Source organism: Candidatus Polarisedimenticolia bacterium (assembly GCA_035764505.1).
Taxonomy (GTDB): Bacteria; Acidobacteriota; Polarisedimenticolia; order Gp22-AA2; family AA152; genus AA152.
The window spans coordinates 1-9,132 of sequence record DASTZC010000083.1 but is presented as its reverse complement, the minus strand read 5'-3'; the positions used below and the strand labels follow the sequence as shown (position 1 = coordinate 9,132).

Sequence of the window (9,132 nt, the reverse complement as noted above, 5' to 3'; positions counted from 1 at the left end):
AGGAGACGGCCTTCCGCGAGATGCTGGAGCCGCTCGCCGAGGCCGGGGTACTGGGGGCCGTCCTGGTGCAGTTTCCCTACTCGTTCCACCCGGAGGAGAGCAGCCGCGAAGTTCTCGAGTCGATCTTCGACGCCTTTCGCGCCTATCCCCTGGTGGTGGAGATCCGTCACGCCGAGTGGGGGAGCGGCGAGTTCTTCGATTTCCTGCGCGAGAAAAACGTGGGGTTCTGCAACGTCGACCAGCCGCGTGTGTCGCGTTCCATCGGCCCCACCGAGGCGGCCACCTCGAGCGTGGGCTACGTGCGGCTGCACGGGCGCAACGCGGCGAACTGGTTCCGCAAGGAGCCGGATGCGGGCGGGCGCTACGATTACCTCTACTCCGAGGAGGAGCTCGCCGGCTGGATCCCGCGCATCGAGCGCGTCGCCGAGCAGACCGCCGATGTCTTCGTCATCGCCAACAATCACTACCGTGGCAAGGCGCCGCTCGCGGCGCTGACGCTCCTGTCGCTGCTGCGCGGCGAGAAGGTGCCGGTCCCCGCCGAGCTGGTCGCCGCCTACCCGCAGATCGCCCCGCGCGCCCTCACCGAGGGTCCCGCGCAGGGGCAGTTGACTTTTAGCTGACTTCCATAAACTCGAAGGCTATTCCACGAGGGGGAAAGGATCAGAAAAGAGGTCCTCTCACCTTGCGGGTTTCTGCCTCGGGCTTTACGGCGTGGTCCCGTGCGACCCCCCGCAGGAGGACAGCGTTGACTTCCTTATCCGGTGATCCATGAATCCGTGTCAGGATCTCATCGGCTTCCGCGGGACCTTGAAGACTGCCAATCCCTCTCCCGTTCAGCGTGAGAAAAGTTTCCCCGGCGTGGATTCCCATCCTGTCGGCGGGACGTCCGGGGCTTACCTCATCGACGACGAACGTCAGGGTGGATTGGATGCCGAGCATCTCGACGGGCGGTGAACCGGATTTTCTAGCCGGCGGTGAGATCGATTTCGGAGGAGCATACGATAGCGTGCTCGAGTCATACCTTGAAACACCCAGTGTAAGGTGGTCTGACTTCAAAGATTCGCGAATCGCTCCGAGAAACTCTCCGAAAGAAGAAAAATCGCGCATCGGGCGGCCGTCGACCAGGACAATCAAATCGCCAGGCGAAAAACCCATTCCTGACGCTATCGAACCGTCTTGAACCGAGCGGATCTCGGCGGCCCACCGGCCATGAATTCCGAGACGACTTTCGAAAGTGTCCCCCTGGGAGTAAGCATCCTGGCTACCCAGGGCGAGTGCGGCGAAGGCAAAAGGAAGAAGGCAGGAAGGCTTCATGGGTTCCTTTCGCGGGGAGCGATAGGCCTCCCGGTCAGGTCCAGGGGAGATTACGGCAGAAGTAATCGTCTCCCCCGGCAGGCCAAGAAACAACGCAGTTTTCGCAGGAGGTAAAAAAGTCTCCGCCTCGGCTGCAGAAAGCAAAAGGCGGGTTACAGATGCACTCATGATCGCACATCTTCATGCATTGTGGTGGAGGACCATTCCCACCTCCGGCAGGATCGTCGATTTCGCGCTGCGGAGCAGAGATGGATGTGAATCCCCAGAAGATGCCAGTGCAGATTAAGAACATCTTCCGGCACCAAGAGTGTTTCACGTTGTTGCCTTCTGAAGTGAGTTTCTTCCAAGAAACTAGGCTCAGGTAAGACTTCTGTCAAGAGGCTAAGAGTTCAAGTGCGCATCTCCGAACGCGCATTCAGGGATAGTTGACTTTCACCTGACTTTCACCTATCTTCTTGATCTCCCACGAACCGCTTCTTCCCCGTAAAGGGGGACAAGGAGGCTGTCATGTTCCAGGGACTCAGGACGGTGATTTACCACGTGGAGAATCTGGACGAGGCAAAGAGCTGGTACGCCCAGGCGCTGAAGATGAAGCCCTACTTCGACAAGCCGTTCTATGTCGGCTTCAACGTGGGGGGCTTCGAGCTGGGGCTGGATCCCGACTCGGCCGGTATTCGCAAGGGAAGCGCCGGCGTGAGCTACTGGGGAGTGCCCGACGCCAAGGCCGCCTTCAGCCGGCTGGTCGAGATGGGGGCGAAGCCCAAGGACGCCGTGCAGGAGGTGGGGGATGACATCAAGGTGGCGACCGTCATCGACCCGTTCGGCAACGTCCTCGGACTCATCGAGAACCCGCACTTCGCGGGGAAGGGATAGCACAGCTCCATGTACCTGACCGCCCGGCAGCGCGAGATCTACCAGTTCCTGCAGGACTACATCGCCCGGCACGGCGAGGCTCCCACCTACCAGGAGATCGGGCGGGCCCTGCACCTGCGCTCCACCAACGCCGTGGCGAAGCACCTCAAGGCGCTGGAGGAGAAGGGGTACGTGCGCAGCCCGTGGGGGAACCGCAAGCGCGCTTTGACGCTGGTGGAGCACGGCACGCCGTCGTTCACCATTCCGCTGCTCGGGACCGTCGCAGCGGGCAGGCCGATCGAGCCGATCGAGACCCCCGAGAAGATCGAGATCCCGCGCAGCCTGCTGGGGAGCGGCGAGAACTTCGCCCTGCGGGTGCGCGGCGACAGCATGATCGACGACGGCATCCGCGACGGCGACGTGGTGATCGTGCGGCGGCAGGCCGTCGCCAGGAACGGCGACACGGTGGTGGCGGTGGTCGACGGCGAGGCGACGGTGAAGCGCTTCTACCGCGGGGCGGACCGTGTCGAGCTGCGCCCGGCGAATCCGGCCCTGAAACCCCTCTTCCTCGACGAGACGGCGGGAACGCTCGAGATCCGCGGCGTCGTCGTCGGCTTGATCCGGAAGTTTCCCGTCTGAAGGAGACCGATGATTCTTTCACGGCCGGCCGGATGGGACTCGCTTTGATGGTTGGGCGATGGAGCGCGCGATCTTCCATCTCGACATTCCGGCGTTTCCCGTGGCGGTGGAGCGGGTGGTGGCGCCGCGCCTGGTGGGAAGGCCGGTGGTGGTCGCTCCTTCGTCGTCCACCCGGGCGGCGATCGTCGTCGCCTCGCTGGAAGCCCGCCGTGAAGGGGTCTACCGCGGGATGTCCCTGGCCCGGGCCGTCCGCATCTGCCGTGACCTGATCGTCCTGCCTCCCAACGCGCCGCTCTACCGGCGCGCCTCCGATGCCATCCTGAAAGTCCTGAACGGCTACTCGCCGCTGCTCGAGCCGGCGGGGGCGGGGCACGTCTTTCTGGACATGACCGGCACCACGAGGCTGTTCGGTCGTTCCGTCGATTCGGCCGACCGCATCCAGCGCGAGGTGCGCCAGCGGCTGCGGCTGGCGGCGACGCTCGGAGTGGCCTCCAACAAGCTGGTGAGCCGCGCGGCGGCGCGCGTCATCCGTCCCGGGCGGCTGTACGACGTCTTCCCGGGGAGCGAGGCGCCGTTTCTGGCGCCGCTCGACGTCGACCTGCTGCCGGGAATCGATCTCCCGGCGCGCGAGATCCTCTCGGAAGTGAACATCGCTCGCGTCCGCGAGCTGGCGGCGCTCGACATTCCTCACCTGAGATTGCTGTTCGGACAGCGCGCCTGGCGCCTCTACCGCGAGGCGCGCGGCATCGATCCGTCGCCGGTGCGCCCGCCCGAGGCGACCCCGGCGGTGCGCGAGGAGGAGACGCTGCCGGAAGACTCCAACGAGGATGCCGTGCAGCTCGAGGCGCTGGATCGCCTGGCGGCGCGCGCCGCGGCGCAGGTGCGCCGCATGCGGCTCGAGGCGGGCTGCGTGCGGCTGCGGCTGTGCTATGCGGATGGCGTGGAATCGGCGCGCGAGGAGCGGCCGAAACGGCCGGCCTGCGGCGATCTCGCCGTGCGCGAGGTGGCGCGGCGGCTGTTCGAGGCGGCCCGCGGCCGGCGAATCCAGATCCGTCATCTGGAGCTGACGCTGGCGGAGCTGCGCGCCGCCACCGGCCAGATGTCGCTGTTCGAGGAGCCGGCCGCGGTGGAAACGAAGGGTGATGCCCCAGCGCTCGGCCGCGACGAGGCGGTCTCGGAGCGTGAAGCGCGCGCCGCTTTTCTGGCTGCCGCGAAGCAGTGCTGCGAGGGGCCCGTTACCGGCGAGAACGAAGCGATACGCCACGAGCGGCGAGACTCCGCGCTGACCGCGGCGCTGGACCGGATCCGCGAGCGCTTCGGCGGCGCCTCGGTCGGGTTCCGGCGCGTCGCGCGGCCGGTGGAGGGGTGATGAGCCGCTTCGTCCACCTGGCGGTGCGTTCGCATTACAGCCTGGTGCGCGGCACCGCCTCGCCCGAGGAGCTGGTCGCCTCGGCATTGCGCCTTGGGATCACGACTCTGGCGCTCACCGATACCGACGGGATCTACGGCGCGGTGCGCTTCTGGGAGGTGACGAAGGCGGCGGGGATCCATCCGATCCTGGGCGCCGAGGTGCGCGCGCCGGACGGATCCGCCTTCTGTCTCGCGGCAAGCGACGAAGGGTATGCGAATTTGTGCCGGCTGCTCACCCGGCGGCACCTCGAAAAATCCTTCACCCTCAGGGCCGGCTTCGAGCGCGCCGGGCTGATCATCCTGACTCCCTGCGTCGAGCTGCTGCGCGCGCTCGCGACGCAATCGAAGAGCGATCTCTACCTGGCGCTGGCGGCGACTCCCGGCTCGCTGGATCGCCTGCGCGCCGCGCGGGATCTGGGGATTCCACCGGTGGCGATCGGCGACGTCACCTTCGTCGTGCCGGGGGACTGGGAGATGCACCGGATGCTGCGCGCCATCGCGCTCAACACCACGCGCGATCGCGTCCCTGCCGCCGAGCTGGCGCCGCGCGGCGCCTGGCTTCGCCCGCCGGAGGAGATGGAGCGGCTCTTCTCATTCTGCCCCGAGGCGGTCGAGCAGGGCGCCGAGATTGCGGCGCGCTGCGCCCGCAGCACCCCTCCCTGGGGAGCGCTGATCTTCCCGCGCTTCCAGGGGCGCGATCCCGAGGAGGCCTTCACGCTGCTGCGGCAACGCGCCGAGGAAGGGGTCGTGCGGCGCTACGGTGGCATCAGCGAGGCGGCCCGCGCGCGCCTCGAGTACGAGCTGAAGATTATCCGTGAGAAGCGCTTCGCCGATTACTTCCTGGTGGTGGAGGACATCGTGCGGCAATCGCCGCGCACCTGCGGGCGCGGCTCGGCGGCGGCCAGCCTGGTCTCCTACGCGCTCGGAATCACGCATGTCGATCCGCTGGAGCACGATCTCTACTTCGATCGCTTCCTGAACCCGGGCCGCAAGGATCCGCCCGACATCGACGTCGATTTCTGCTGGGACGAGCGCGACGACATCCTGAAGTATGTCTTCGACACCTACGGCGAGGATCAGGCGGCGATGATCGCCAACCACGTCACGCTGCGCCTGCGCGCCGCGGTGCGCGAGGTGGCCAAGGTCTGGGGGCTGCCGGCGGCGGAGATCGGCGTGGTGACCTCGCGGCTGACGCGCTACGGCGGTCCCGACGATCCCGAGGAGGCGGTGCGCGACGATCCGCTGTTCCGCGGACTGCGGCTCGAACCTCCGTGGCCGGAGATCCTGCGCTGGGCGAAGCGCATCTGCGGCTGCCCGCGCAACCTGTCGGTGCACTGCGGCGGCGTGGTGATCGCTCCCGGCGGGGTCGACCGGCATGTGCCGGTGGAGCGCGCCGCCAAGGGTGTGCCGGTGGTGCAGTGGGAGAAGGACCAGGCGGAGGAAGCGGGGCTGGTGAAGATCGATCTGCTGGGGAACCGCTCGCTCGCCGTGATCCGCGACGCGCTGCGGGCGGTGAAGACCAACCATGGGATCGACATCCGCCAGGATAACTTCGATCCGCTGCTCGATCCGGCGACGCTGGAGCTGATGCGCGACGGCAAGACGATGGGAGTCTTCTACGTCGAGTCTCCCGCCATGCGCCAGTTGCAGCAGAAGACCCGGCGCGGCGATTTCGCGCACCTGGTGATCCACTCCTCGATGATCCGTCCCGCCGCGAACGACTACATCCGCGAGTACGTGCGCCGCCTGCGCGGCGGCGCCTACACGGCGCTGCACCCGATCCTGGACGAGGTCCTGGTCGAGACCTACGGGATCATGTGCTACCAGGAGGACGTGGCGAAGGTGGCGATGCGCATGGCGGGGTTCTCCACCGTGGACGCCGACGGGCTGCGGAAGGTGCTGGCGCGCAAGTGGCCCGGGCGGCACATGGAGGATTACCGCGAGCAGTTCTTCGAGGGGGCTCTGGCACGCGGGGTGGGGGAGGAGACGGCGGCGAAAGTCTGGGACATGATCCTGTCGTTCTCGGGCTACTCCTTCTGCAAGCCCCACTCCGCCTCCTACGCCATGGTCTCGTTCCAGTCGTGCTACCTGAAGGCGCACTATCCGGCGGAGTTCATGGCGGGGGTGATCAGCAACCAGGGAGGCTACTACTCGACTTTCGCCTACATCTCCGAGGCGCGCCGGATGGGGCTGAGGGTCCTGCTGCCCGACGTGAACGCCTCGGAGAAGGCCTACACCGGCTTCAGCCGCGACCTGTGGGAGGAAGGAACCAAGGAGTGCGAATCACAGGCGGCCGCCGCAAAAGCCTCGCACGGCTGGCTGAGAGTCGGGCTGATGCAGGTGAAGGGACTCAAGGAAGCGGGAATTGTCGCGCTGCTGGAGGCGCGCCGCAAGGGAGGGCCGTTTCGCTCGCTGGAGAGCTTCCTGGAGCGGGTCGATATCGATCCGTCGGATGTCCGGCGCCTGATCCTCTCCGGCTGCTTCGACTCGATTGCGCGCGGCTCGAGCCGTCCGGCGATGATGTGGAGGCTTTTGGCGCATGCCGAGCGCAGCGCGCCGAAGGGACGCCGCCAGATGGCACTGTTCGAGCCGGAGCGCATCGACCTGCCGGAGCCGCCCGAAGCGGGCGAGGAGAAGATCCTGCGCGACGAGATCGAGACGCTCGATTTCCTGGTGAGCCGCCACCCGCTGACGCTCTACCGGCGCGAGCTGGCGCGCATCCGCCACGTGCCGGCGGATCAGCTGCACCGGCACGCGGGACGGCGCGTCACCACGATCGGCTGGCTGATCACCGGCAAGCTGGTGGAAACAAAGAAGGGGGAGCCGATGGAGTTCCTGTCGTTCGAGGACACCACCGACATCTACGAGACGACCTTCTTCCCGCGCGCCTACGAGCGCTTCTGCCGCATGCTCACCACTACGAAGCCGTTCGTCCTGGCGGGCAAGGTGGAGGAGGACTACTCGGCAATCACCCTGACGGTGGAGGAGGCACGCTGGCTGGAGTCGACCCGCCGCGGCGACGAGCTGCCCGCCCGCGCCAAGCGTTTTGGATGAGTAGCCCGGGCAGGGGCACCGTTGGACGCGACGACTCGATGGTAGGTAACCCGGGCAGGGGCACCGTTGGACGCGGCGGCAAAGTGCGGCCGCGCGTCAACACTACCTGGGCCTGAACCAGGGGAGGGGCACCGTTGGACGCGACGGCAAAGTGCGGCCGCGCGTCAACGGCCGCTGCTTGATCTTGGGGAAGCCGAAGGGGCGGCCCGCACGACCGTGGGGAGCCTACTTGAAGGTGCGATCGAAGAGACGGTCGATGGCGGCGAGCCCGGCGGCCGTGGGAAAGCGAGTTCCCGTTCCACACATCTGGGGATGCCGGATCACGGGATCCGCGATGGCCTCGAATTTCTCCTCGGTCCAATGAAACCAGCCTTCGCGGTTCTGGTCGTAGACGAACAGCGGCTTGTTGCAGAGCTTGGCGAACTCCGCGCCCCATCCGGTGCCGCCCATCACGGTCTGATCCTCGAGAATCTTTCCCACGACGTAGATCTCCTGACCCTTGTTGACTTGGTGCCAGATGGTCTGCAACACCTTGCGCATCAAAGGCGTGTTGGGGTAGGTGCGTCCCATCAGCTTGTTGACGTATTTGAGGCTGACGTCGCCTTGCAGAAGCTCCTGGGCGGTGAGGACCCGGATGCCCCGCCGTCGGGCATCGTTGTGCCCCTCGAAAGTGAAATTGACCTCGGCGATGCCGTGGTTCTCGGCGGCGGCGCCGAACGCGGCTTCCGCTCCCTGCGCGGCGCCGCTATAGAGGATGCAGTCCTCGGGCTTCATGATCTCGTCTCCCTTCGCAGCAAGGTTCATCCTCGCCTGGCCAGAATTCGTTGAGCAGCCACCCGGAGCAGCGAGGAGCGCGGAATATTGTACAGGCACCGCCCCGGCGGCGCTCCCTTCTTTTGATCCGGGATGGGGTAGACTCTGCCGCATGCATCTGCTGGCGAAGCTGACCCGGGACGCCTTCGAGCTCTGGATCGGATTGCTGAACCTTCTAGGGTTCAAGAGCCCGACCTGGGAATGGCGCAAGACCCGCTGGAAGATGTCGCTGGAAGCGAAGCTCGCCTCCTGGGAGATGACCGAGCGCGGCATCCGGGCGCCAGTGCGCATGTGCCCGCACTGCCGCGAGCTGGTGAACCGGTCGCTTTCCACCTGCCCTGCCTGCGGCGGCTCCATGGCGGGAGTCGCGGGCGGCGGCAGCAAGCGCCTGTTCGCGACGATCCTGCCTCACTTCTCCAGCCTGACTTCCGTCCTGATCACCGCCAACGTCCTGCTGCTCGCCATTCCGCTGATCACCTGGGGTACGGACCCAGAACACGGTGGATTGTTCTCGCTTCTGGCGCCTCCCTGGCAGGCCCAGTTCGTTTTCGGATCGAAAGTCACCCAGGCCATTCTCCAATGGGGCCAAATCTGGCGGCTGGTGACGGCGGGATTTCTCCACATGGGGATCCTGCATCTCGGGATGAACTGCTATGCGCTGTCGCTCCTGGGACCGCTCATCGAGAATGCATTCGGTTGGCGCAAGACGTTGTTCATTTACGTTGCCTGCGACATCGCGGCCTTCGCCGTGAGCACCTGGTGGAGTCCGCAGGCCTTCAGCGTCGGAGCCTCGGGGCCGCTGTTCGGGCTGCTCGGGTTCGGCTTCGTCTTCGGACGCTTCCGGGCCGGGGAGCGGGGACGCCTGGTGGCGCAGCAGCTGATGGGGTTCATCACTCCCGCCATCGTCATGCTCTTCGTCCCCGGGATCGACAATGCCGCGCACATCGGCGGCTTCCTGGCCGGCGGGATTCTCGCCTTGATGATGGATCCGGGCGAGCCGCGCACGCCGGCCGCTCGCCGGACCTGGGCGATTCTGACCATGCTCACTCT

Annotated in this window: 8 protein-coding genes; 6 read left to right on the top strand and 2 right to left on the bottom strand. The window is 66.3% G+C overall.

The window, feature by feature from the left end:
- The coding region (locus VFW45_05730; GenBank protein HEU5180269.1) for a DUF72 domain-containing protein at positions 1–620 on the top strand (620 nt) is incomplete at its 5' end.
- 40 nt (positions 621–660) lie between these two features.
- Here VFW45_05730 and VFW45_05725 read toward each other — a convergent pair.
- Positions 661–1,314, bottom strand: coding sequence for a hypothetical protein (locus VFW45_05725; protein HEU5180268.1), 654 nt, complete (start codon positions 1,312–1,314; stop codon positions 661–663).
- Positions 1,315–1,821: 507 nt separating this feature from the next.
- Here VFW45_05725 and VFW45_05720 point away from each other — a divergent pair.
- Genes VFW45_05720 through VFW45_05705 form a run of 4 tightly spaced genes read left to right on the top strand, consistent with a single transcriptional unit; the run spans position 1,822 to position 7,269 of the window.
- Positions 1,822–2,187, top strand: a complete 366-nt coding sequence (locus VFW45_05720) for a VOC family protein (GenBank protein ID HEU5180267.1) — start codon at positions 1,822–1,824, stop codon at positions 2,185–2,187.
- A 9-nt stretch (positions 2,188–2,196) separates the two neighbouring features.
- Positions 2,197–2,805: a transcriptional repressor LexA gene (gene lexA, locus VFW45_05715; protein HEU5180266.1), complete on the top strand. Its 609-nt coding sequence runs from the start codon at positions 2,197–2,199 to the stop codon at positions 2,803–2,805.
- Positions 2,806–2,863: 58 nt separating this feature from the next.
- Positions 2,864–4,174, top strand: coding sequence for a DNA polymerase IV (locus tag VFW45_05710; GenBank protein ID HEU5180265.1), 1,311 nt, complete (start codon positions 2,864–2,866; stop codon positions 4,172–4,174).
- Positions 4,174–7,269, top strand: coding sequence for a DNA polymerase III subunit alpha (locus VFW45_05705; GenBank protein HEU5180264.1), 3,096 nt, complete (start codon positions 4,174–4,176; stop codon positions 7,267–7,269). Before VFW45_05710 ends, VFW45_05705 begins: the two co-directional genes overlap by 1 nt.
- A 225-nt stretch (positions 7,270–7,494) precedes the next feature.
- Here the strand turns inward: VFW45_05705 and VFW45_05700 are convergent, their stop codons facing one another.
- Positions 7,495–8,073, bottom strand: a complete 579-nt coding sequence (locus VFW45_05700) for a hypothetical protein (protein HEU5180263.1) — start codon at positions 8,071–8,073, stop codon at positions 7,495–7,497.
- Between the two features lie 121 nt (positions 8,074–8,194).
- On the opposite strand from VFW45_05700, the gene VFW45_05695 reads away from it, so the two are divergent.
- Positions 8,195–9,132, top strand: a 938-nt coding sequence (locus VFW45_05695; protein HEU5180262.1) for a rhomboid family intramembrane serine protease, incomplete at its 3' end; no start/stop codon positions are given.